Below are 20,546 nucleotides of genomic sequence, written 5' to 3'. Positions count from 1 at the left end.
TTTTATGACCCGCCTCACCCTCACCCAACTCGCCTGGAGCCCTCTGGGCCACGGCCATTGCCATCACCAGTTCCAGCTGCGTGATGCCAACCTGCATGTCGCTGCAGGTGAGTTTGTGGGGCTGATCGGGCCCAACGGCAGCGGCAAGACCAGCCTGTTGCGCTGCGCCTACCGTTTCAGCAAGCCGCAATCGGGCACTGTCCAGCTCGACCGCCACAATCTCTGGCAGCAATCACCCCGCTGGTGCGCGCAACGCATCGCCGTGGTGTTGCAAGAATTCCCCGACACTTTCGGCCTGACCGTCGATGAAGTGGTCGCCATGGGCCGTACCCCGCACAAAGGCCTGTTCGATGGCGACACCCAAGCTGATCGCCAACTGGCTACAAACGCCCTCGCATCCGTCGGCCTGCAGGGTTTTGAAGACCACGCTTTCGCCACCCTCTCGGGCGGCGAAAAACAACGGGTGATCCTGGCCCGTGCCCTGACCCAGCAACCCGAACTGCTGATCCTCGACGAGCCCACCAATCACCTCGACCCGCGCTATCAGCTGGAGTTGCTGCAACTGGTCAAGCGCCTGAACATCGGCACCCTGGCCAGCATCCACGACCTCAATCTGGCCGCTGCCTTTTGTGACCGGCTGTACGTCATTGACCACGGCAAGATCATCGCCAGCGGCACGCCCCGTGAAGTCTTGACTGTGGAGCTGTTGCGCGACGTGTTTGGCGTGGCGGCCCTGATCGACGACCATCCGCTGTCCGGCTACCCGCGCATAACCTGGATAACCCACGCATGAACCTGATTCGTTTCGCCCTCTGCCTGGGCGCAGTGCTCGCCTCGCCCCTGGCCTTTGCCGAGGCCACGCAGTACCCGCTGACTATCAAGAGTTGCAATCGCGACGTGACCTTCGACCAGGCCCCCAAACACGCGGTCAGCCATGACATCAACATGACCCAGATGATGCTCGCCCTCGGTCTCAAGCCACACATGGCCGGCTACAGCGGGATCAGCGGGTGGAAGGCCGTGACCCCGCAGATGAAAGTGATCCTCGATGGTCTGCCGGAACTGGCGAGCAAATACCCGTCAGTGGAAACCCTGCTCAATGCCAACGTCGATTTCTTCTTCGCCGGCTGGGACTACGGCATGCGCGTGGGCGGCGACCTCACGCCGCAAACCCTGACCCCGCTGGGCATCAATGTGTATGAGCTGACCGAGTCCTGCGCATTTGTGATGAAGCGCCCGCCCGCCAGCATGGAAGACACCTATAACGACCTGCGCAACCTGGGCAGGATCTTCGACGTGCAGGATCGCGCCAGTGCGTTGATCGCCCAGATGCAGGCAAAAATTGCAGACGTCCAAAACACCCTGCCCACCTCGAAGCCCCGGGTTTTCCTGTATGACAGCGGTGAAGACCGGGCCATGACTTCGGGCAAACTGGGTATCCCCCACGCATTGATCGAAGCCGCCGGTGGCAACGATATCCTCAGCGATATCGACGCCAGCTGGACCCGTATCAATTGGGAAACCGTGGTCGAGCGCAACCCCGAAGTCATCGTGATCGTTGATTACAGCGAGGTCACCGCCGAGCAGAAACAACGCTTCCTGGAAACCAACCCGGCGCTGCAATCGGTAGACGCGATCCGTAACAAGCGCTTTATCGTTATCCCTTATGTGCAGGCCACGCCGGGCATCGACAATGTGCTCGCCATCGAAACCCTGGCTAAAGGCTTTCACCCGCAATGATGGCCAGCCGCTACGCCCTGTTGCTGACTGGTCTTGGCGCATTGCTGCTGGTGTCGTGTGTGGTTTCGCTGGGTTTTGGCCCGGCGCGGGTGCCAGTGGACGTGGTGTGGCAGATTCTGCTGCACAAGCTGTTTGGCATCGGCGACGTTAACTGGAGCGCGGGCCAGGAACATATCGTGTGGCTGATCCGCGTGCCGCGCATGTTGCTGGGGGCGCTGGTGGGCGCAGGGCTGGCACTGATCGGCGCGGTGTTGCAGGCCGTGACCCGCAACCCCCTGGCCGACCCGCACCTGCTGGGTGTGACCAGCGGCGCCACGCTGGGTGCGGTGATTGTGGTGCTGCATGTGGGCGAAATCGTCGGGCTGCTGACCCTGCCCATTGCCGCATTTATCGGGGCGCTGTTGAGCATGGCTCTGGTACTGGCCATCGCCAGCCGACACGGCCGGCTCGACAGCGACCGTTTGCTGTTGTGCGGCGTGGCCGTATCCTTTGTGATGATGGCCGTGGCCAATACCCTGCTGTTTCTGGGCGACCACCGGGCCAGTTCCGCGGTGCTGTTCTGGATGCTCGGCGGGCTGGGACTGGCGCGCTGGGAGCTGCTGGCCATCCCCAGCGCCAGCGTGCTGCTGGGGCTGGTTTTGCTGCTGGGTATGGCACGCCCGCTGAATGCCCTGATGGCCGGCGAACAAACCGCCGTGACCCTGGGCTTGAATGCGCGCAATGTGCGCCTGCGGGTATTTTTGATCGCCTCGCTGATGACCGGCGTGCTGGTGGCCATCAGTGGCTCCATTGGTTTTGTCGGGCTGATGATTCCGCATATCGCCCGCCGCCTGGTGGGCGCGGAGCATCGACGTCTGCTGCCGGTATCCGCCTTGCTGGGCAGTGTGTTCCTGGTCTGGGTCGACGTGGCGGCACGCACCCTGATCGCCCCCGAAGACCTGCCCATAGGCGTGGCCACGGCGGCGATTGGCGGGCTGTTTTTTATCGGGTTGATGCGCAAACGCTAACACCGCCTGACAGGGCGGTAGTGAGTCAAACCCGCAAAGCACCAAGGTGAAGCATAACCCCGCACCACGCCTTCCCGGCGGCACCAAACGGGTGCGTCGTCGCGCCCACTCTTCGCGCAAAATACTGTTCCAGAGCCCTTTTCAGGTATAGGCACAGCCTTTGCTAAAGACCTCTCCAGTCATTGAATTCATCACTAAAAATCAGAGACCTGGAGATCGCACCATGAAGCGTCGTAGCTTGATCAAGGCTTTCACCCTGAGCGCCTCCATCGCAGCCATGGGCATGACCTGGACGGTGCAAGCCGCCGAGACCATCAAAGTAGGGATTTTGCATTCGTTGTCCGGAACCATGGCGATCTCCGAAACCTCGCTTAAAGACATGGCCCTGATGACCATTGACGAGATCAACGCCAAGGGCGGTGTCAACGGCAAGATGCTCGAACCCGTAGTGGTCGACCCGGCCTCCAACTGGCCACTGTTTGCCGAAAAGGGCCGTCAGTTGCTGACTCAGGACAAGGTTGCGGTGGTGTTCGGCTGCTGGACATCGGTGTCGCGCAAATCGGTACTGCCGGTGTTTGAAGAACTCAACGGCCTGCTGTTCTACCCGGTGCAATACGAAGGCGAAGAGATGTCGCCCAACGTCTTCTACACCGGCGCGGCGCCGAACCAGCAAGCGATTCCAGCGGTGGAATACCTGATGAGCGAAGACGGCGGCAGCGCCAAACGTTTTGTGCTGCTGGGCACCGACTACGTGTACCCGCGCACCACCAACAAGATCCTGCGCGCATTCCTGCATTCCAAAGGCGTGGCCGACAAGGACATCGAAGAGGTCTACACCCCGTTTGGCCACAGCGACTACCAGACCATCGTGGCCAATATCAAAAAGTTCTCGGCGGGCGGCAAGACAGCGGTGATCTCCACGGTCAACGGTGACTCCAACGTGCCCTTCTATAAAGAGCTGGCCAACCAGGGCCTGAAAGCGACCGACGTGCCGGTGATCGCGTTCTCGGTGGGTGAAGAGGAGCTGCGCGGCATCGACACCAAACCGCTGGTGGGTAACCTGGCGGCGTGGAACTACTTCCAGTCGGTAGAGAACCCGGTCAACGCCAAATTCGTGGCTGACTGGAAAGCCTACGCCAAAAAACACAACCTGCCGGGCGCCGACAAGGCCGTGACCAACGACCCGATGGAAGCTACCTACGTGGGCATTCACATGTGGGCCCAGGCGGCCGAAAAAGCCAAGTCCACCGATGTCGACAAGGTGCGCGAAGCCCTGGCGGGCCAGACCTTTGCCGCGCCTTCGGGCTACACCCTGACGATGGACAAGACCAACCATCACCTGCACAAGCCGGTAATGATCGGCGAGATCCAGCCGGACGGGCAGTTCAGCGTGGTATGGCAGACCGAAGGGCCGATCCGCGCCCAGCCGTGGAGCCCTTACATCCCGGGCAATGACAAGAAGCCGGATTACGCGGTGAAGAGTAACTGAGGCCAGCCTCATCGTTGTGCTTTTGTGGGAGCGGGCTTGCTCGCGATGCAGTCAACACGGTTTGACTGAAAGACCGCGTTGCCTGCATCGCGAGCAAGCCCGCTCCCACAGGTGTGTTGAATTGCTTCTATCTGTGCAAGGCCATAACTATGCCCACTGCCCTTTACCGCGTTATCGTCGCGCTACTGCTGTTGCTGCCCCTGGCCGCCCACGCCGACGACGCCAGCGACTTCGCCGCCGCCACTAACTCACAGCAAGCCACGCTACTCGAAAGCTGGGCGGCACAACCGGCACCCGCCCGTGTAGAGCTGATCAATAGCCTGCAACAAGGCCAGATCAGCGTAGACGGCCAGGTTAAAACCCTGCGCCTGAACAACCGCTTGCGCGGCTTGATCGATACCGCACTGGCCAGCCATCAACTGCTGACAGCCGACCCCAAGCTGCGCTTGAGCGCAGCGCAACAATTGCAGAAATCCGCCAAACCGGTGCAACTCAATTTCCTCGACCAACAACTGGCCGCTGAAAAGGACAGCGATGTGCACAGCGCATTAAGCCTGGCGCTGGCCAATCTGCAATTGGTCGACCCCAACCCTGCCGTGCGTCTGGCCGCCGTGCGCCTGCTGGGCGAAACTGGCGAACCGCTGGCCCGGACCCGCCTCGAAAACCTGCTGCAACCAGGGGTAGAAACCGATGCCAGCGTGCACACCGCCGCCGAAACCAGCCTGGTGCAAATCAAACGCAAGCTGCTGATCGGCGACCTGCTGGGGCAGGCGTTCAGCGGTTTGTCCCTCGGATCGATCCTGCTGCTGGCTGCACTCGGCCTGGCCATCACCTTTGGCCTGCTGGGGGTGATCAATATGGCCCACGGCGAAATGCTGATGCTCGGCGCCTATTCCACCTACTGCGTGCAGTTGCTGTTCCAGCGTTTTGCTCCCGGCGCCATCGAGTTCTACCCGCTGCTGGCCCTGCCCGTGGCGTTCTTCGTTACCGCAGCCGTGGGCATGCTGCTGGAGCGCACCATCATCCGTCACCTCTACGGCCGCCCGCTGGAGACATTGCTTGCCACCTGGGGCATCAGCCTGATTTTGATCCAGCTGGTACGCGTGCTGTTCGGCGCGCAAAACGTCGAAGTGGCCAACCCGGCCTGGCTGTCGGGCGGGCTGCAAGTGCTGCCCAACCTGGTGTTGCCGTATAACCGTCTGGTGATCATCGTCTTCGCCCTGGCCGTGGTGGTACTGACCTGGCTGCTGCTGAACAAGACCCGTTTGGGCCTCAACGTGCGCGCCGTTACCCAGAACCGCAACATGGCTGCCTGCTGCGGTGTACCCACCGGGCGCGTGGACATGCTCGCCTTCGGCCTGGGCTCGGGGATTGCCGGACTTGGCGGCGTGGCCTTGAGCCAGGTCGGCAACGTGGGCCCGGATCTGGGACAGGGCTACATCATCGACTCGTTTCTGGTGGTGGTGCTGGGCGGCGTCGGCCAATTGGCCGGTACTGTGTATGCGGCCTTTGGCCTGGGTATCGCCAACAAGATCCTCGAACCGCAGATCGGTGCCGTGCTGGGCAAAATCCTGATCCTGGGACTGATCATTCTGTTTATCCAGAAGCGTCCGCAGGGGCTCTTCGCGCTTAAAGGACGGGTGATCGACTGATGAATCAGCCTCTGATGGTCACTGCTGCACAAAAGGCCGGACCTGCGGTCACTACACTGGTGGGCGTTCTGGTCCTGCTGGTATTGCTGGCCCTGCCGCTGCTCTCGCTGTTGCCCGCCGACAGCCCGTTGCAGGTCTCGGCCTACACGCTGACGCTGGTGGGCAAGATTCTCTGCTACGCCATTGTCGCCCTGGCCCTGGATCTGGTCTGGGGCTACGCCGGGCTGCTGTCGCTCGGCCATGGCCTGTTCTTCGCCCTGGGCGGTTACGCAATGGGTATGTACCTGATGCGCCAGGCCTCGGGCGACGAGCTGCCGGCCTTTATGACCTTTTTGTCGTGGACCGAGCTGCCATGGTACTGGGTCGGTACCGAGCATTTCTGGTGGGCAATGTGTCTGGTGGTATTGGCCCCCGGCCTGCTGGCCCTGGTGTTCGGCTTTTTCGCCTTTCGCTCGCGGATCAAGGGCGTGTACTTCTCGATCATGACCCAGGCCCTGACCTTCGCCGGAATGCTGCTGTTTTTCCGCAACGAAACCGGCTTTGGCGGCAACAACGGCTTCACCAATTTTCGCAGTATTCTGGGCTTTGGCATCACCGAGCCGGGCACGCGCGCGGCGCTGTTTTTGGCCACCGTGCTGCTGCTGGTGACCAGCCTGTTCCTTGGCTGGCGACTGGCGCGCAGCAAGTTCGGCCGGGTATTGACCGCACTGCGCGACGCGGAAAACCGCCTGATGTTCTGCGGCTACGACCCGCGCGGTTTCAAGCTGTTCGTCTGGGTACTGAGCGCCGTGCTGTGCGGCCTGGCCGGGGCCTTGTATGTGCCCCAGGTGGGCATTATCAACCCGGGTGAAATGTCGCCGACCAACTCCATCGAAGCCGCCGTATGGGTCGCCCTCGGCGGGCGCGGCACCCTGATTGGCCCGCTGCTGGGGGCAGGCGTGGTCAATGGCATGAAAAGCTGGTTTACCGTGGCCTTCCCCGAATACTGGCTGTTCTTTCTCGGGGCGCTGTTTATCGTCGTGACCCTGTACCTGCCAAAAGGCGTGATCGGCCTGCTGAAGAAAAGGGGCGAACAATGAGAATCACACCGACCGCCGAATTCATGCTCGAACCAGTGCTGGACGCTGGCAGCAGTCGCGACGCCATCGGCCTGGGACAAGCCGCCGGGCCGGGCCTGAACACCCGCCACGGCACCCTCCTGACCCTGGAAGACATCAGCGTCAGCTTCGATGGCTTCAAGGCCCTGAACAACCTCAACCTGTATATCGGCGTCGGTGAACTGCGCTGCATCATCGGCCCCAATGGTGCGGGCAAGACCACCATGATGGATGTGATCACCGGCAAGACCCGGCCCAGCGAAGGCCAGGCCTGGTTTGGCGAAACCCTCGACCTGCGCCAGATGAGCGAAGTGCAGATCGCCCAGGCCGGGATTGGCCGCAAGTTCCAGAAGCCCACGGTATTCGAGGCCCTGAGCGTGTTCGAGAACCTGGAGCTGGCGCAGAAGACCGACAAGTCGGTGTGGGCCAGCCTGCGCGCGAAACTGACAGGAGAGCAAAAGGACCGTATCGGCGAAGTGCTGCATACCATCCGCCTGACCGGCTCGGCCCTGCGGCCTGCGGGGCTGTTGTCCCACGGGCAGAAACAGTTTCTGGAAATCGGCATGTTGTTGATGCAGGACCCGCAACTGCTGTTGCTCGACGAGCCGGTGGCGGGCATGACCGATGCCGAAACCGAATTCACCGCCGAGCTGTTCAAGAGTCTGGCGGGCAAACATTCGCTGATGGTGGTGGAGCATGACATGGGCTTTGTCGGCTCGATTGCCGACCACGTCACCGTGCTGCACCAGGGCAGCGTATTGGCCGAAGGCTCGCTGGAGCAGGTGCAGGCGGATGAACGGGTGATCGAAGTCTACCTGGGTCGCTGAAAACTGCCCGCTCCCACAGGGGGCATGGAGAGAACTGAACATGCTTAACGTCGAAAAACTGCACCAATACTACGGCGGCAGTCATATCCTTCGCGGCCTGTCCTTCGAGGTCAAAGTCGGTGAAGTCACCTGCCTGCTCGGCCGTAATGGCGTGGGCAAGACCACCCTGCTCAAATGCCTGATGGGCCTGTTGCCGGTCAAGGAAGGCAGCGTGCAGTGGGAGGGCCAGCCCATCACCACGCTCAAGCCTCATCAGCGGGTCCACGCCGGGATCGCCTATGTGCCCCAGGGCCGGGAGATTTTCGGGCGCCTGACGGTGGAAGAAAACCTGCTGATGGGCCTGTCGCGCTTTCCCGGCGCCGAGGCCAGGGAAGTGCCGGCGTTTATCTACGAACTGTTCCCGGTGCTGCTGCAAATGAAACACCGGCGCGGCGGCGATTTGTCCGGTGGCCAGCAGCAACAGCTGGCCATTGGTCGCGCCCTGGCCAGCCGCCCGCGCCTGTTGATCCTCGACGAACCCACCGAAGGCATCCAGCCCTCGGTGATCAAGGAGATCGGCGCAGTGATCAAAATGCTCGCCGCCCGCGGCGATATGGCGATTTTGCTGGTGGAGCAGTTTTATGACTTTGCCGAGGAGCTCGCCGATCAGTATCTGGTGATGTCGCGAGGTGAAATCGTGCAGCAGGGGCGTGGTGAAAATATGCAAACAGAGGGTGTGCGCGGGCTGGTGACGATTTAATCTGTCCCTCTTTCCTGGTGCTTTTCTTACAAAGAAGTCCTACATATGAACCTGCCGGCCAATACCGCATTGTTCACCCCCAGCTGGCTCGCCGAGCTGGAGCTGGGCTATGGCCGTTTTGGCGACAGCACCCGCCCTACCCTGCGGCGCCACCTCGGCCCGTTGCGGGTGCAAAAGCATTTGTACGCCGAAGGCCCCGAGGTGTGCCAGCACATCATCGTCCACCCGCCGGGGGGGATTGCCGGGGGTGACCAACTGAATATCAGCGCCAGCGTCGGCCCCGATGCCTGGGCGCAATTGACCAGCCCCGGCGCGGCCAAGTGGTATCGCGCGGCGGGCCCGGCTTACCAGACAGTCGAATTGAACGTGGCTGCCGGCGCGACCCTGGAATGGCTACCGCAAGAAACCATCGTGTTCAGCGCAGCCCAGGCCGAACTCACCACCCGTATCGAACTTGCAGGCGATGCACGGCTGTTTTACTGGGACATGGTGGCGTTGGGGCGGCTGGCCAGCGGCGAGCGTTTTGAGCACGGGCATTTTCAGTCACGCCTGGATATCCGCCGCGACGGCCAGTTGCTCTGGCATGAACGCCAGCGCATTGCAGGCGGCGACGGGCTGCTGGATTCGCCCATCGGCCTGGATGGCAACCCGGTGTTTGCCACCTTGCTGGTAACGGGTGAAGTCAGTGCCGAGCTGCTGGAACGCTGCCGCGCGCTGGCCAACCCGGTGCGCGGTGATTTGACTCAATTACCGGGTCTACTGGTAGCGCGCTGCCTGGCCAGTGAAGCCTTGCAGGCGCGCAGCTGGCTGATCGATTTATGGCGCTTGCTGCGCCCGGCATTGCTGGGGCGCGAGGCGTTGGCGCCACGCATCTGGAGTACCTGAAGAGCCCCTCACCCTCTGGGAGAGGGTTAGGGTGAGGGCCAAGGCCCGACTCATTTTTAACTGCCGAACACGGACCCGACCATGGACCTGACTCCACGCGAAAAAGACAAGATGCTGATCTTCACCGCCGGCCTGCTGGCCGAGCGGCGGTTGGCCCGCGGTGTGATTCTCAACTACCCGGAAACCATCGCCTATATCTCCGCAGCCCTGCTCGAAGGTGCCCGCGATGGCCGCACCGTCGCCGAGCTGATGCACTACGGCACCACCCTGCTGACCCGCGACCAGGTGATGGAAGGCATTCCGGAAATGATCCCCGATATCCAGGTCGAAGCCACCTTCCCGGATGGCACCAAGCTGGTCACCGTCCACCAACCCATCGCCTGAGGCCGAGCATGTCTTATGTCATTCGTGATGCAGTCGCGGCGGATCTGCCGGCGATTCGCGATATCTACAACGATGCGGTGCTCAACACCCTGGCCATATGGAACGAAAACACCGTAGACCTGGACAACCGCCAGCAGTGGTTCGACGCACGCCAGGCCCAGGGTTACCCGATTCTGGTGATCGTCGACGACACCAATATAGCCCTGGGCTATGCCTCGTTCGGCGACTGGCGGCCGTTCGAGGGCTTTCGCCATACCGTTGAGCACTCGGTGTATATCCACCCCGAGCAGCGCGGCAAAAAACTCGGGCCACAGTTGCTGGCCGAGTTGATCAAACGCGCCCGTGCCTGTGACAAGCATGTGATGGTCGCCGCCATCGAAGGCGCCAACGCGGCCTCGATCCATGTCCACAGGCAACTGGGCTTTGTCACCAGCGGGCGCATGCCGCAAGTGGGGATCAAGTTCGGCCGCTGGCTAGACCTGACTTTTATGCAACTGATGCTTAACCCCGGCGCCCTGCCGCCCAAGGAGCTCGCACAATGAACGCCGAACAGGTGGTACGCGTGACGGCGCAGAGCTTTGCTCAATACCGCGATGACTTGATTGTGCTGCTGCTCGATGCGGTCGGGCACGGCGCATCGGTGGGTTTCATGAACGACCTGGATCAGCCTCAGGCCAGCCGTTACTTCAACGAAGTTCACGGGCAACTGGAACAAGGCAATCTGCTGCTGTGGGTACTGGTCGAAGACCAGCGCGTGCTGGCCAGCGTGCAACTGGTGCTGTGCCAGAAGGCCAACGGCCTGAACCGTGCCGAGGTGCAAAAACTGCTGGTGCTCAATGAAGTGCGTCGCCGCGGCCTGGGCCAGGTACTGATCCACGCCCTGGAGCAAGGCGCCCGCGAGCAAAAGCGCGGCCTGTTGCACCTGGACACCGAAGCCGGCTCCCCGGCGGAGAACTTCTACAGTGCCCTGGGCTACACCCGCGTGGGCGAGTTGCCCAACTACTGCCAAAGCCCCGACGGCCACTACAGCCCCACGGCCATCTACTTCAAGACCCTGAGTGAGCCGCAATGATCCCGGGCGAATACCGCATTGAGTCGGGCGAGATCGAACTGAACGTCGGCCGCCGCACCCTGGTCCTGAGCGTAGCCAATCGTGGCGACCGCCCGATCCAGGTCGGCTCGCATTATCACTTTTTTGAAACCAACGACGCCCTGATGTTTGACCGTGGCGACAGTCGCGGCATGCGCCTGAACATTCCGGCTGGCACCGCCGTGCGCTTCGAGCCGGGGCAAACCCGTGAAGTGGAACTGGTGGAGCTGGCCGGTCTGCGCCGGGTGTTCGGCTTCGCCGGGCGGGTGATGGGCAATCTGGATTGACCCTCAGGGTCCGAACCAATTTTTAGGAACTCACCATGAAAATCTCCCGTCAGGCTTACGCCGACATGTTCGGCCCCACCGTCGGCGACAAGATCCGCCTGGCCGACACCGAGTTGTGGATTGAGGTCGAGCACGACTTCACCACCTACGGCGAAGAAGTGAAGTTCGGCGGTGGCAAGGTGATTCGTGACGGCATGGGGCAGAGCCAACTGCTCGCCAGTGAAGTGGTCGACACGCTGATCACCAATGCGCTGATTATCGATCACTGGGGCATCGTCAAAGCCGATGTGGGCCTCAAGAACGGGCGCATCCACGCCATCGGCAAGGCCGGCAACCCGGATATCCAGCCCAACGTCACCATCGCCATCGGCGCCAGCACCGAAGTGATCGCCGGCGAAGGCATGATCCTCACCGCAGGCGGCATCGACACCCATATCCACTTTATCTGCCCGCAACAGATCGAAGAAGCGCTCAACAGCGGCGTGACCACCATGATCGGCGGCGGTACCGGCCCGGCCACCGGCACCAATGCCACCACCTGCACTTCGGGGCCGTGGCATATGGCGCGCATGCTTCAGGCCGCCGATTCGTTCCCGATGAACATGGGCTTTACCGGTAAGGGCAACGCCAGCCTGCCGCAACCGCTGATCGAACAGGTCGAAGCCGGAGCCATCGGCCTCAAGCTGCACGAAGACTGGGGCACCACCCCGGCGTCCATCGACAACTGCCTGACCGTTGCCGACCTCTATGACGTGCAAGTGGCGATCCACAGCGACACCCTGAACGAGTCGGGCTTTGTCGAAACCACCCTCGCCGCCTTCAAGGGCCGCACCATCCACACCTATCACACCGAAGGTGCCGGTGGCGGGCATGCGCCGGACATCATCAAGGCTTGCGGCCTGACCAACGTGCTGCCCAGCTCCACCAACCCGACGCGGCCTTTTACGCGCAACACCATCGACGAACACCTCGACATGCTGATGGTCTGCCATCACCTCGACCCGAGCATCGCCGAGGACGTGGCTTTCGCCGAAAGCCGGATCCGCCGCGAGACCATCGCCGCCGAAGACATCCTCCATGACCTGGGCGCGTTCTCGATGATCAGCTCCGACAGCCAGGCCATGGGCCGGGTGGGCGAAGTGATCACGCGCACCTGGCAAACTGCCGACAAGATGAAAAAACAGCGCGGGCCGCTGCCTGAAGATGCACCGGGCAACGATAACTTCCGCGCCAAGCGCTATATCGCCAAATACACCATCAACCCGGCGATCACCCATGGCGTAAGCCATGAAGTGGGCTCGATCGAAGTCGGCAAGTGGGCCGACCTGGTGCTGTGGCGCCCGGCGTTTTTCGGCGTCAAACCGACGTTGATCATCAAGGGCGGGGCCATTGCGGCAAGCCTGATGGGCGATGCCAACGCCTCGATCCCCACGCCGCAACCGGTTCACTATCGCCCGATGTTCGCCAGCTACGGCGGCTCGCGCCACGCCACCTGCCTGACCTTTATCAGCCAGGCCGCGTTTGACGCGGGCGTCCCCGCAGCGCTGGGTTTGCAAAAGCAAATCGCGGTGGTAAAGGGCTGCCGGGATGTGCAGAAAAAGGATCTGATCCACAACGGCTATCTGCCCGCGATCGAAGTCGACCCGCAGACCTATCAGGTCAAGGCCGACGGTGTATTGCTGTGGTGTGAACCGGCCGAGGTCCTGCCGATGGCACAGCGCTACTTCCTGTTCTGACACCCCGTATTTGCAGGGGGATTGGCGGTTGTACTGGAACGCTGCATTTGGCGTTAAGATGCGGCTCCATTTTTTACAACCGCTCTTGCAGCAAGGCGTGTGGCCATGGGCCTATCTGAATTCATCGTGCTCAATGTAGATCGCATCGTCGATGAATGGGAGCAGTTTGCCGAAACCATTACCCCGGCAGCCGAATCCATGAACAGCGTCGCGCTGCGCGACCATGCCAGGGAAATCCTGCTGGCTGCTTCGCGGGACATGAACACCGCGCAAACGGCCAGCGAGCAGCAGGCCAAGGCCGAGGGTGAAGGCCCCGAAACGAGCCCTGCGCTGGATGAAGCAGCTGCCAGCCACGGCGAACTGCGCCATACCGTGGGTTTTGATCTGGTGCAGATGACTTCGGAGTTCCGCCACCTGCGCGCCTGCGTCATCCGTCTGTGGGTCGCCAGCATCCAGGCCCCGGCCCACGAGCACCTGCTCGACATGATCCGCTTCAACGAAGCCATTGACCAGGTCCTGGCCGAGTCCACCGCAGCCTATGCCGAACAGGTCAATCGCTCACGCGACATCTTCCTTGCCATCCTGGGTCATGACCTGCGCGCACCGTTGCAGGCAGTGAGCATGTCCAGTGAAATGCTGGAGCGCAAAACCAGGCTTGACCCTGCGGCGCAGCCTTATCTGCTGGCCATCAGAAACGGCACGCGGCACATGGGCGCGATGGTCAATGACCTGCTGGAGTTTGTGCGCAGCCGTCTGGGCACCAGCCTGCCGATCGAGCCCGAGCCGATGGACCTGGCCCAGGCCTGCCAGGCGGCGCTGGATGAAGCCTGCGCCGGGCAACCGGATTGCGCGCCGGCACTGCAGGTCGAAGGTGATGTGCAAGGGCACTGGGATCCGCGCCGGTTGGGGCAACTGCTGCAAAACCTGATCGGCAATGCCCTGCAGCACGGTGCGCGCCGGGGCAAGGTGACATTGCACCTGAGCGAGGACAGCGAAGCGGTGACCTTGCGCGTGCACAACCTGGGCATGCCCATCGCCGAAGACGCCCTGGGCACCCTGTTCGACCCGCTGGTGCGCAGCCCGAGCGAAGACCTGACCCAGCCGGGTACATCCACCAGCCTGGGCCTGGGGTTGTTTATCATCAAGGAAGTGGTGGACGCCCACCAGGGCAGCATCGACGTGACCTCGACCGAAGCCGAGGGCACGACGTTTACGGTGGTGTTGCCCAAAAACGCCTGAGCCCTGGGCAAACGCCATCTGTGGGAGCGGGCTTGCTCGCGATGCAGTCGCCGCGGTCTATCAGGAACACCGCGCCGGGGCCATCGCAGGCAAGCCAGCTCCCACAGAGCCTTTAGGCAGGCTTCATCTATTGCGTCACAAACCGCCCCAACTGCTGCTTCAGGCGCTGATTTTCAGCACGCAACTGCTGCACTTCTTCGAGCAGGTCCAGCGCCAGCGCCACGCCCTCCCATTCCATCTGCAGATCATCACGCAGCTTGGCCGCGCGTCTGGCGATGACCAGTTCGTAGTCTTCAAAGCGCCACACGTCAGGCGTGCGGCCCTGAGGTTCGATAATTCCGTGTTCGACAATCTCTATCACGTAAGTGGCCGGGATATTGGCCTCTTCGCAGAACCTTTCCATGTCCAGCTGAACGATCAGGGTGCTGCTCATGATCAGTTACTCCATTGGGCTCTCGGATCAAATGCTGCTTTGTCGGCAAGTTCTTGCCACAGGGCCTTGGTGGCCTCGTCGCCATGGGTCGGCATGACCACTTTCAGTTGCGCATACAAATCACCACGCTGGCCTTGCTTGTCCACCAGGCCGTGGCCCTTGATGCGCATGCGCTGACCGCTCTGGCTGTCAGGGCGAATGGTCATCATCACCTTGCTGGTCAGGGTCGGTATCGCCACCTTGGTGCCCAGCGCAGCTTCCCACGGCGCCAGAGGAACCGTGATAACCAGGTCATGGCCTTCAACATCGAACTTCGGATGCGGTGCAAAACGGATGATCAGGTACAGATCACCGTTGGCCCCGCCACCCACGCCCGGGCCACCCTGGCCTTTAAGGCGGATGCGCTCACCGTCGGTCACACCGGCCGGGATCTTCACGTTCAGGGTCTTGCTGACCCCGCCTATCTGAAAGCTGATGGGCTTGGACTCACCCGACAGGGTTTCTTCAAGGAAAATCGGCAATTCCATTTCTACATCCTGCCCGCGACGGCCCGCACTGCGGCCTGATTGCCCACCAAAACCGCCACCACGCGAACCGAAGATCGAGCTGAAGAAGTCCGAAAAATCGCCATTGTCTTCGAAACCGCCGCTGGAACGGCCTTGCCAGCCCGGCGGCCCCTGGAACGGCTGGCCATGCTGGCCGTATTTGCGAATTTCGTCGTATTCAGCGCGTTTTTCGGCGCTTTTAAGCGCTTCATACGCCTCGTTGACATCCTTGAACTTGCTCTCGGCATCCTTTTCCTTGCTCACATCCGGGTGATACTTGCGCGCCAGCTTGCGATAGGCGGTCTTGATCGCCTTATCGTCCGCCGTGGGCTCGACACCCAGGATCTTGTAATAGTCTTTGAAGTCCATGTAAGGATCACCATCCGTTATCAATATCGCGCAGCTCAGGTCACCAGAATGCTCCGGTTGCCCGGCCTGTCATTTGACCGGCCTCAAGAACAGCGCTGCCAATGTTTATCGGCAGCCTAAAGACTGCCACGCCAATGACTGGAAGTTTGGGGATCAAGGATAGTCTTTCAAGTGGATTAAAACCTGCGATTTAACGATTAGTCGTGCTTCGATTCTGCGGCGGTCTGACATACACTGCGCGGCCGTTTTTTGACCGGAACACGAAAGACATGAAAAGCGCCTCTCCAGCACGTGCCTGCGGTATCGACTTCGGCACGTCAAACTCCACCGTCGGCTGGCTGCGTCCAGGCGTGGAAACCCTCATTGCGCTGGAGGACGACAAGATCACCCTGCCCTCGGTGGTGTTCTTCAATATGGAAGAACGCCGCCCGGTGTACGGCCGTCTGGCGCTGCATGAGTACCTGGAAGGCTACGAAGGCCGCCTGATGCGCTCGCTCAAAAGCCTGCTGGGTTCCAAGCTGATCAAGCACGACACCAGCGTTCTGGGCACGGCGATGCCGTTCAAGGACTTGCTGGGGCTGTTTATCGCCCAGCTGAAAAAGCGCGCCGAAGCGACCGCCGGTCGTGAATTCGAAGAAGTGGTACTCGGTCGCCCGGTATTTTTCGTCGACGACGACCCCCTGGCCGACCAGGAAGCCGAAAACACCCTGACCGACGTGGCACGCGCCATCGGCTTCAAGGAAGTGTCCTTCCAGTACGAACCGATCGCCGCGGCATTTGACTATGAGTCCACCATCGAGCGCGAAGAGCTGGTGCTGATTGTCGATATCGGTGGTGGTACGTCCGACTTCTCCCTGGTGCGCCTGTCGCCCGAGCGCCGTGGCCTGGACAACCGCCAGGACGATATTCTGGCCACCGGCGGCGTACACGTGGGCGGTACCGATTTCGACAAACAGCTGAGCCTGCAAGGCGTGATGCCATTGTTCGGCTACGGCAGCCGCATGAAAAGCGGCGCCTACATGCCTACCAGCCATCATATGAACCTGGCGACCTGGCACACCATCAACTCCGTGTACTCGCAAAAATCCCAGCTGTCGCTGGGCAGCATGCGTTACGACATTGAGGATACCGGCGGTATCGACCGTCTGTTCAAACTGATCGAGCAGCGTGCCGGACACTGGCTGGCGATGGAAATCGAGCAGACCAAGATCGAACTGACCCACAACGACAGCCGCCATGTGCCGCTGGACCGGGTTGAAGCGGGGTTGAGCGTAAACCTGAGCCGGGCGATGTTTGAAGAGTCCATCGACAACCAGCTGGAACGCATCCGCAACAGCGTGACGCAATTGCTGGGCAATGCCGGCGTGGGTGTCGAGCAGGTGGATACGGTGTTCTTCACCGGTGGTTCAAGCGGGATTCCGGCCTTGCGCCAGAGCGTCGCGGCCATGTTGCCGAATGCGCAGCATGTTGAAGGCAACATCTTCGGCAGCATCGGCAGCGGTCTGGCGATTGAGGCCAAAAAGCGTTACGGCTAAAACCCTCGCCCCAACCCTCTCCGTCCGGGAGAGGGTTGGGGCAAGCCGTTACACCAACCCCACCTGCTTCAACTCACTCTTCAAATACGCATAGTAGATCGGCCCCGCCACCACGCCCGGCAGGCCGAAGGCTGCTTCAAATACCAGCATCGCCAGCAGCAATTCCCACGACTTGGCACTGATTTGCCCGCCGACGATCTTGGCGTTGAGGAAGTATTCCAGCTTGTGGATAACAATCAGATAACCCAGCGCCCCGATCGCCACCCAGATCGATAGCGACAAACCGACGATAGTGATCAGGGTGTTGGAAATCAGGTTGCCAATCACCGGCAGCAAACCCAGCAGGAAGGTCAGCACGATCAGGGTTTTGGTCAGCGGCAGATGCACGCCCAGCAGCGGCAGGACTACAGCCAGAAAGATCCCGGTAAATACCGTGTTGAGCAGCGCGATCTTGATTTGCGCAAAAACGATATTGCGAAAGGCTTGTACCAGCAGGTGCAGACGCTCGAACAGCGCAGCCGACAGCGGCTTGCGGCGGCTGATATCAGGAATGGTCTGCAAGGCCATGATGGCCCCCAGCACCATGCCGATCAGCAGGGTCACGAACATATGCGCGGCGTCTTTGCCCACCAGTTGCAGATCGCTGAGGTGCTTGTTCATCCATTGCCCGATGGCAATCCGGAACTCGGCAGCACTGGCTGGCAGGTAGCTGTCCAGGAACGGCGGCAACTGGCCGCGGGCCCGATCGACTACGGCCATGAATTTATTCAGTGAAGCGCCGGGGTTTTCCGCCTCATGCAACAGAAAACTGATGGCACCGGCAAAGATCAGCGCCAGTACGCTGACAATCACCGTACCCAGCAAAGCCACCGCCAGCCAGCGCGCACGGCGCCCGGCAATCAGACGCTGCAATTGCGGGGTGAGCATATTGACCAGTTCGAACACCAACAAGCCCGCCAGCAGGCTGGGCAACAAACGCAACGGGAAAACCAATAGCAGGCCGCCAGCAATAATGATGTAGCTGGCCAAGACGATGTGACGCTGAGAAAACGATGGCATACAGCCTCAAAACTGACAGCGTGAAAGGACAAGCAGTCTGCCAGCCTTCAGCTGCGAGCACTAGAATTTGTGACTGGCGGGAGGGCATACACCCTGTGGGAGCGGGCTTGCTCGCGAATCAGGCGCTGCGGTATGTCAGTTAAACCGCAGTGAGGCCATCGCGAGCAAGCCCGCTCCCACAGTGCCGATCATTTTTTCTTCAGGCAATCACTCATAAAGGCTTTGCGCGCATCGCCCTTGAGGGCCTGGGTGCCGGCGGTGGCATTGCAGGTTTTCATCTTGTCCTGCTGCGTCGCGGGCTTGGCTTTGAGGCAGGTACTCATAAAGGCTTTGCGCTCATCGCCCTTGAGGGCCTTGGCACTGGCGTCAGCGTTACAGGTGGTCATTTTGTTTTGTTGGGCCGTGGCCGCAAAGCCCTGGGAACACAGGAGCAGACCTATCATCAGCAAAGGAACACGCAGCATCTTCATGGAGTTTTCTCCTTGTTGGCGCGCCAACGGGCAGCGCGATTCCTGAAGTGTAGACAAACTCTGTTACAGCACTCGTGCCTGACGTCGATACTGCTCCGGGGTACATCCGGCCTGGCGCTGGAACATTGCGATAAACGCCGACGAGGTGCTGTAACCCAGGTCGAAGCCCACTTCCTGCACGCTGCGCGCCGATTCCAGCGCCTCAATCGCTGCCAGAAACCGCAGACGCTGACGCCACTCGCCAAAGCTCATGCCCAGTTCCCGCACAAACACCCGCGCCAATGTACGTTCGCTGACATGCACCTGCTGCGCCCACTGGCCCAACGGGCGGTTGTCGCCTGGGCTCTGTTGCAGCGCTTCCAACACCAGCAACAGGCCCGGATGGCTGGCATAAGGCAAGAAGCACTGATGCACCGGTGCCTGGCGCAATTGATCGACCAGCACCCGGGCCAGTCTTATATCGGCTTCGCTTTGCGGGATATTGATATCGCGGCGGGCAAAGTCGCTGAGGATGGCCTTGAGAATATCGCTGATAGCCAGGGTGACCGGGGTGGTCGGCAAATGCTGGCAATGCACGGCATCCAGATACACCGAACGGTAAACAATAGCCTGGGCGTTGTAGGCACTGTGCTCGGTGTTGGGCGGCACCCAGACCGCGTATTGCGGCGGCGACATAAAGCGCCGGCCATCGACTTCAAAGCGCATCACACCGTGGGCCACATAATCCAGTGAGCCCCAGGCATGGGTATGGGGCACGGCATGGCTGTGGGCCTCAATCTCGGCATAGCGAAAGTAAACCGGCGCTGGCAGACCGTCGAACTCGGGGACGTTGATCAGATTCTTGTGCATGCTGTCTGGATACGGGGTGAGGTTGGCTGGATCGCAGTATAGGCTCGCAGACAGACAAGCGGATAATCACCGCTCATTAACCCTGTGGTTGTCACCGATGCAATACGCTTACCCGCTACTGGCCATTTTGATCTGGGCCGGCAATACCGTTATCAACAAGCTTGCGGTGGGAGCGATCTTCCCGTCCGAGATCGGCTTTTATCGCTGGCTGCTGGCTGGCCTGCTGTTTACCCCCTTTATGCTCAAGCCGGTGATGAGCAACTGGCCGATCATCCGCCCCAACCTGGGCAAGATTTTCATCCTCGGCGTGCTCGGCATGGCGGTGTACCAGAGCCTGGCCTACTACGCGGCGGCCCGTACGTCGGCGACCAATATGGGCATTATCCTGTCATTGATGCCGCTGATGGTGCTGAGCATGTCGATTATCAGCCTGGGGCAGCGCCTGACTGCCGGGGCCTTGCTGGGCGCGGTCGTATCGTTTGTCGGGGTACTGGTGGTGGTGTCGAGCGGCAGCCTGGCAGCCTTGCTTGATCATGGCCTCAACCTGGGTGACGCGATGATGCTGGTCGCCACCCTGGCCTATGCGGTTTACAGCACCCTGCTGAAAAAATGGCAACTGCGCCTGCCGCCGCTGCAGATGCTGTATATGCAGGTGCTGGTGGCGATTGTGGTGTTGTTTCCGCTGTATCTGGCCTCACCTAAGGTCGGCCCGACGGTGCATAACATGGGGCTGGTGCTTTATGCCTGTGTGCTGGCGTCGATGATCGCACCGCTGGCCTGGATGAAAGCCGTGGCCAACCTTGGCCCGAGCCGTACCACGCTGTTCTTCAACCTGCTGCCGTTGATTACCGCGCTGATCGCAGCGGTGGTGCTCAAAGAGCAACTACATGCCTATCACCTGATTGGCGGGGCGCTGACCTTGGGCGGAGTGATTCTGTCGGAGCGCTGGACTACGCCGTTGCGGGCGGCGTGATTTAGCCCTCACCCCAGCCCTCTCCCTGCCCGCTTTCGATGTCCGGCTCAAGCCTTCGCAGAGAGAGGGAGTCAACTGGTGGCGTTGCCCGGATCCACTTTTGCCTTTAGTCCCCTCACCCTCTCCCTCCGGGAGAGGGTG

General features: G+C 61.0%; 22 protein-coding genes. 17 read left to right on the top strand and 5 right to left on the bottom strand.

From position 1 onward, the window contains the following. Positions 1–4: 4 nt before the first annotated feature. The 15 genes from FHL07_RS15170 (at position 5) to FHL07_RS15100 (ending at position 14,172) form a co-directional block, all read left to right on the top strand. The gene (locus tag FHL07_RS15170; protein ID WP_095001010.1) at positions 5–793 is read left to right on the top strand and encodes an ABC transporter ATP-binding protein; all 789 of its coding nucleotides are present in this window, start codon (positions 5–7) and stop codon (positions 791–793) included. Beyond that, positions 790–1,740 (top strand): ABC transporter substrate-binding protein, encoded by a 951-nt coding sequence (locus FHL07_RS15165; RefSeq protein ID WP_095001009.1) that lies wholly within the window; start codon positions 790–792, stop codon positions 1,738–1,740. Before FHL07_RS15170 ends, FHL07_RS15165 begins: the two co-directional genes overlap by 4 nt. Next, a complete protein-coding gene (locus tag FHL07_RS15160; RefSeq protein WP_095001008.1) occupies positions 1,737–2,747 on the top strand; it encodes a FecCD family ABC transporter permease in 1,011 nt (336 codons plus the stop codon). The genes FHL07_RS15165 and FHL07_RS15160 overlap by 4 nt, the downstream gene beginning before the upstream one ends. Positions 2,748–2,970: 223 nt before the next feature. Then, entirely contained in the window at positions 2,971–4,236 is a 1,266-nt protein-coding gene (urtA, locus tag FHL07_RS15155; protein ID WP_095017659.1) for an urea ABC transporter substrate-binding protein, read from the top strand. Between the two features lie 149 nt (positions 4,237–4,385). Further along, on the top strand, positions 4,386–5,888 hold the full coding sequence (gene urtB / locus FHL07_RS15150; RefSeq protein ID WP_138738641.1) for an urea ABC transporter permease subunit UrtB: 1,503 nt from the start codon (positions 4,386–4,388) through the stop codon (positions 5,886–5,888). Beyond that, positions 5,888–6,967, top strand: coding sequence for an urea ABC transporter permease subunit UrtC (gene urtC, locus FHL07_RS15145; RefSeq protein ID WP_095020797.1), 1,080 nt, complete (start codon positions 5,888–5,890; stop codon positions 6,965–6,967). Before urtB ends, urtC begins: the two co-directional genes overlap by 1 nt. Then, the gene (urtD, locus tag FHL07_RS15140) at positions 6,964–7,812 is read left to right on the top strand and encodes an urea ABC transporter ATP-binding protein UrtD (protein WP_095001004.1); all 849 of its coding nucleotides are present in this window, start codon (positions 6,964–6,966) and stop codon (positions 7,810–7,812) included. Before urtC ends, urtD begins: the two co-directional genes overlap by 4 nt. 40 nt (positions 7,813–7,852) lie before the next feature. Next, positions 7,853–8,551, top strand: a complete 699-nt coding sequence (urtE, locus tag FHL07_RS15135; protein ID WP_095024332.1) for an urea ABC transporter ATP-binding subunit UrtE — start codon at positions 7,853–7,855, stop codon at positions 8,549–8,551. 45 nt (positions 8,552–8,596) lie between these two features. Then, entirely contained in the window at positions 8,597–9,436 is an 840-nt protein-coding gene (locus FHL07_RS15130) for an urease accessory protein UreD (RefSeq protein ID WP_095017662.1), read from the top strand. Between the two features lie 81 nt (positions 9,437–9,517). Next, a complete protein-coding gene (gene ureA, locus FHL07_RS15125; protein ID WP_016783355.1) occupies positions 9,518–9,820 on the top strand; it encodes an urease subunit gamma in 303 nt (100 codons plus the stop codon). Between the two features lie 8 nt (positions 9,821–9,828). Then, entirely contained in the window at positions 9,829–10,362 is a 534-nt protein-coding gene (locus FHL07_RS15120; RefSeq protein WP_095001001.1) for a GNAT family N-acetyltransferase, read from the top strand. Continuing rightward, positions 10,359–10,892 carry a GNAT family N-acetyltransferase gene (locus FHL07_RS15115; RefSeq protein WP_095017663.1) on the top strand — a complete coding sequence of 178 codons (534 nt, stop codon included), beginning with the start codon at positions 10,359–10,361 and terminating at the stop codon, positions 10,890–10,892. The genes FHL07_RS15120 and FHL07_RS15115 overlap by 4 nt, the downstream gene beginning before the upstream one ends. After that, positions 10,889–11,197 (top strand): urease subunit beta, encoded by a 309-nt coding sequence (locus FHL07_RS15110; protein ID WP_095000999.1) that lies wholly within the window; start codon positions 10,889–10,891, stop codon positions 11,195–11,197. Before FHL07_RS15115 ends, FHL07_RS15110 begins: the two co-directional genes overlap by 4 nt. A 35-nt stretch (positions 11,198–11,232) precedes the next feature. Continuing rightward, a complete protein-coding gene (gene ureC / locus FHL07_RS15105) occupies positions 11,233–12,933 on the top strand; it encodes an urease subunit alpha (protein WP_095025263.1) in 1,701 nt (566 codons plus the stop codon). A gap of 105 nt (positions 12,934–13,038) precedes the next feature. Further along, a complete protein-coding gene (locus FHL07_RS15100) occupies positions 13,039–14,172 on the top strand; it encodes a sensor histidine kinase (protein ID WP_138738640.1) in 1,134 nt (377 codons plus the stop codon). A 127-nt stretch (positions 14,173–14,299) separates the two neighbouring features. Here FHL07_RS15100 and FHL07_RS15095 read toward each other — a convergent pair whose 3' ends face one another. Both FHL07_RS15095 and cbpA read right to left on the bottom strand, forming a co-directional pair. Next, positions 14,300–14,605 (bottom strand): chaperone modulator CbpM, encoded by a 306-nt coding sequence (locus tag FHL07_RS15095; RefSeq protein ID WP_095000996.1) that lies wholly within the window; start codon positions 14,603–14,605, stop codon positions 14,300–14,302. A gap of 2 nt (positions 14,606–14,607) precedes the next feature. Continuing rightward, entirely contained in the window at positions 14,608–15,519 is a 912-nt protein-coding gene (gene cbpA / locus FHL07_RS15090; RefSeq protein WP_095000995.1) for a curved DNA-binding protein, read from the bottom strand. A 269-nt stretch (positions 15,520–15,788) separates the two neighbouring features. Between cbpA and FHL07_RS15085 the strand changes: the two genes are divergently transcribed. Continuing rightward, on the top strand, positions 15,789–17,054 hold the full coding sequence (locus FHL07_RS15085; protein WP_095000994.1) for an Hsp70 family protein: 1,266 nt from the start codon (positions 15,789–15,791) through the stop codon (positions 17,052–17,054). A gap of 48 nt (positions 17,055–17,102) precedes the next feature. Here the strand turns inward: FHL07_RS15085 and FHL07_RS15080 are convergent, their stop codons facing one another. The 3 genes from FHL07_RS15080 to FHL07_RS15070 form a co-directional block, all read right to left on the bottom strand. Continuing rightward, positions 17,103–18,113, bottom strand: coding sequence for an AI-2E family transporter (locus FHL07_RS15080; protein WP_095000993.1), 1,011 nt, complete (start codon positions 18,111–18,113; stop codon positions 17,103–17,105). Between the two features lie 188 nt (positions 18,114–18,301). Then, on the bottom strand, positions 18,302–18,583 hold the full coding sequence (locus FHL07_RS15075; protein ID WP_095000992.1) for a PsiF family protein: 282 nt from the start codon (positions 18,581–18,583) through the stop codon (positions 18,302–18,304). A gap of 63 nt (positions 18,584–18,646) precedes the next feature. Continuing rightward, complete coding sequence (locus FHL07_RS15070) at positions 18,647–19,432, bottom strand: AraC family transcriptional regulator (protein WP_095020793.1); 786 nt, start codon at positions 19,430–19,432, stop codon at positions 18,647–18,649. A gap of 97 nt (positions 19,433–19,529) precedes the next feature. On the opposite strand from FHL07_RS15070, the gene FHL07_RS15065 reads away from it, so the two are divergent. After that, positions 19,530–20,405 carry a DMT family transporter gene (locus FHL07_RS15065; RefSeq protein ID WP_138738639.1) on the top strand — a complete coding sequence of 292 codons (876 nt, stop codon included), beginning with the start codon at positions 19,530–19,532 and terminating at the stop codon, positions 20,403–20,405. Positions 20,406–20,546: the final 141 nt, after the last annotated feature.

It is taken from the genome of Pseudomonas sp. FSL W7-0098 (assembly GCF_005930585.1).
Lineage (GTDB): Bacteria > Pseudomonadota > Gammaproteobacteria > Pseudomonadales > Pseudomonadaceae > Aquipseudomonas > Aquipseudomonas bubulae.
The sequence above is the reverse complement of the archived record's forward strand: the minus strand, read 5'-3'. Positions and strand labels throughout refer to the sequence as shown.

Bases quoted from the DNA above. Each gene is read 5' to 3' on its own strand.
- FHL07_RS15170 (WP_095001010.1), top strand. From the start codon at position 5: ATGACCCGCCTCACCCTCACCCAACTCGCCTGGAGCCCTCTGGGCCAC.
- FHL07_RS15165 (WP_095001009.1), top strand. From the start codon at position 790: ATGAACCTGATTCGTTTCGCCCTCTGCCTGGGCGCAGTGCTCGCCTCG.
- FHL07_RS15160 (WP_095001008.1), top strand. From the start codon at position 1,737: ATGATGGCCAGCCGCTACGCCCTGTTGCTGACTGGTCTTGGCGCATTG.
- urtA (WP_095017659.1), top strand. From the start codon at position 2,971: ATGAAGCGTCGTAGCTTGATCAAGGCTTTCACCCTGAGCGCCTCCATC.
- urtB (WP_138738641.1), top strand. From the start codon at position 4,386: ATGCCCACTGCCCTTTACCGCGTTATCGTCGCGCTACTGCTGTTGCTG.
- urtC (WP_095020797.1), top strand. From the start codon at position 5,888: ATGAATCAGCCTCTGATGGTCACTGCTGCACAAAAGGCCGGACCTGCG.
- urtD (WP_095001004.1), top strand. From the start codon at position 6,964: ATGAGAATCACACCGACCGCCGAATTCATGCTCGAACCAGTGCTGGAC.
- urtE (WP_095024332.1), top strand. From the start codon at position 7,853: ATGCTTAACGTCGAAAAACTGCACCAATACTACGGCGGCAGTCATATC.
- FHL07_RS15130 (WP_095017662.1), top strand. From the start codon at position 8,597: ATGAACCTGCCGGCCAATACCGCATTGTTCACCCCCAGCTGGCTCGCC.
- ureA (WP_016783355.1), top strand. From the start codon at position 9,518: ATGGACCTGACTCCACGCGAAAAAGACAAGATGCTGATCTTCACCGCC.
- FHL07_RS15120 (WP_095001001.1), top strand. From the start codon at position 9,829: ATGTCTTATGTCATTCGTGATGCAGTCGCGGCGGATCTGCCGGCGATT.
- FHL07_RS15115 (WP_095017663.1), top strand. From the start codon at position 10,359: ATGAACGCCGAACAGGTGGTACGCGTGACGGCGCAGAGCTTTGCTCAA.
- FHL07_RS15110 (WP_095000999.1), top strand. From the start codon at position 10,889: ATGATCCCGGGCGAATACCGCATTGAGTCGGGCGAGATCGAACTGAAC.
- ureC (WP_095025263.1), top strand. From the start codon at position 11,233: ATGAAAATCTCCCGTCAGGCTTACGCCGACATGTTCGGCCCCACCGTC.
- FHL07_RS15100 (WP_138738640.1), top strand. From the start codon at position 13,039: ATGGGCCTATCTGAATTCATCGTGCTCAATGTAGATCGCATCGTCGAT.
- FHL07_RS15095 (WP_095000996.1), bottom strand. From the start codon at position 14,605: ATGAGCAGCACCCTGATCGTTCAGCTGGACATGGAAAGGTTCTGCGAA.
- cbpA (WP_095000995.1), bottom strand. From the start codon at position 15,519: ATGGACTTCAAAGACTATTACAAGATCCTGGGTGTCGAGCCCACGGCG.
- FHL07_RS15085 (WP_095000994.1), top strand. From the start codon at position 15,789: ATGAAAAGCGCCTCTCCAGCACGTGCCTGCGGTATCGACTTCGGCACG.
- FHL07_RS15080 (WP_095000993.1), bottom strand. From the start codon at position 18,113: ATGCCATCGTTTTCTCAGCGTCACATCGTCTTGGCCAGCTACATCATT.
- FHL07_RS15075 (WP_095000992.1), bottom strand. From the start codon at position 18,583: ATGAAGATGCTGCGTGTTCCTTTGCTGATGATAGGTCTGCTCCTGTGT.
- FHL07_RS15070 (WP_095020793.1), bottom strand. From the start codon at position 19,432: ATGCACAAGAATCTGATCAACGTCCCCGAGTTCGACGGTCTGCCAGCG.
- FHL07_RS15065 (WP_138738639.1), top strand. From the start codon at position 19,530: ATGCAATACGCTTACCCGCTACTGGCCATTTTGATCTGGGCCGGCAAT.